The sequence below is a fragment of the Moorena sp. SIO3I6 genome, assembly GCF_010672095.1.
Map to the genome: position 1 here is coordinate 1 of NZ_JAAHHU010001309.1, position 1437 is coordinate 1437.

Consider the following 1437-nt stretch of genomic DNA (forward strand, 5'->3'; position numbering starts at 1 on the left):
TTAACGGCCTTGGTGTAAGGGAACGATAAATTTGCCCAAAATCCCGAGTATTAGTCCAAAATTCTCCCCATCTCCCCATCTCCCCATCTCCCCATCTATTTTTTGCGAGAATGAAACAGCCCTGCCCAATTCTGGGGGGAACAAAACTCTCAAGCGATGCAGCGCGGTCTTGGGGAGGCAGCGCGGTCTTGGGGGTTCCCCCCACTCGCTATTGCCGTGGTTTCCCCCATGAGCGACTGCATCAAGACAAGTCCCCCAGAATTGGGGGATTTAGGGGGCTTTAATAAAACCAGATGTCCGCGCATTCATTCCTTAATTCAGCGATGCAGCTTCTTCTTCTTCTTCTGATGGAGAAGGCTCTGGATCTGGTAAGGGAAAAGGGTCTGGATCTGGCAAGGGATCGGGACCGGGATCGAAAAAAGTTAAGGCAAGGGGAACTTGTTGCTCTGCAAATAACGCTGCAATTTTAGCAGCTTCTTTGCTGATCATTGCAGTCTGCTCTGCTTCAGATAAACCCACTTTGTCCATTAAGGAACTGGGGTTATTGATAAAAACACTTTGTTTCTTGGGGTCAAGGGCCAAATCGGTTAATAAATCAAATAGTTTACTCATGAGATATCCTCCTAATTTTTAATCTAGTCACGAATCAAGAATCTAAGCTAATGGTAGTGGTTTTATCCACGGCGACAATTTATCAAATGTGTTTTTCCGTTCTTCTTTTGACAATGCTGGAGTTTGAAAAAGCCTTTCCAGTGCGTATTGATTATAGATTATCAAGGCAAGCTCTCGATAAGGCAATGCTTCACCAGTCATCTTATGATAGATTCCATCATCAGATTTCAGAATATTACTTAAATCAGCAAGGAAGGAAAGAGCACTGGCAGATAATTCGACCAATGCGAAGTTTTTCCACAGCCATAATTGTGCCTCTGGTTTAATAGCTTTAATATCAGGATTGTTGAGGACATCCTCAACAAGCTTCTTTAATTTATGTTCTGACGTACCTTCTGACGGAGCCAGCTTCTCCAACAGCTTCTCCAACTTCTCCTTGGTTTCAGGCTCAGCCTTTATCATGTATCTCAATACTGCTTTACATATCTCAGGAAGGTTGGCATCTATTTTGTGAATAAGTATACGGCATTCTTTTATAAAATCATCATCAAGTTTGCCTTTTTCCTTCTTTTGTGTACCTTCAATTACCTTGAGAATGAGTTGACCTATCAAATCCCCTGGCTTCAGGATCAAGATTTGTTGCGTACAAGCGATCGCTCCACTATAGTATCTCTCTTTCTTTTCTGAGTCATCTTGTCTCTTCGTTAAATAAAAAAACAGAAATGCATGTTCATAAAGACTTACCCTCCTGCTTACTAAGAATGGAACAGGAGAAGGAGAGTGTTGTAAAGTCTCCATGTCTGGAGATATTTGTGTTTCTACTCC

The 1437-nt window shown here is 42.3% G+C and carries 3 protein-coding genes; all 3 read right to left on the reverse strand.

What is annotated here, in order from left to right; translation table 11 throughout:
• On the reverse strand, nucleotides 1–205 hold a 205-nt coding region (locus F6K49_RS48840; RefSeq protein ID WP_293109939.1), incomplete at its 3' end, for a hypothetical protein.
• Between the two features lie 107 nt (nucleotides 206–312).
• Nucleotides 313–612, reverse strand: coding sequence for a hypothetical protein (locus F6K49_RS48845; protein ID WP_293109941.1), 300 nt, complete (start codon nucleotides 610–612; stop codon nucleotides 313–315).
• A gap of 42 nt (nucleotides 613–654) precedes the next feature.
• The coding region (locus tag F6K49_RS48850) for a hypothetical protein (protein WP_293109943.1) at nucleotides 655–1437 on the reverse strand (783 nt) is incomplete at its 5' end.

What these genes read in the sequence shown, in the direction of transcription:
- F6K49_RS48845 (WP_293109941.1), bottom strand. Translation starts at nt 612, where the DNA reads ATGAGTAAACTATTTGATTTATTAACCGATTTGGCCCTTGACCCCAAG.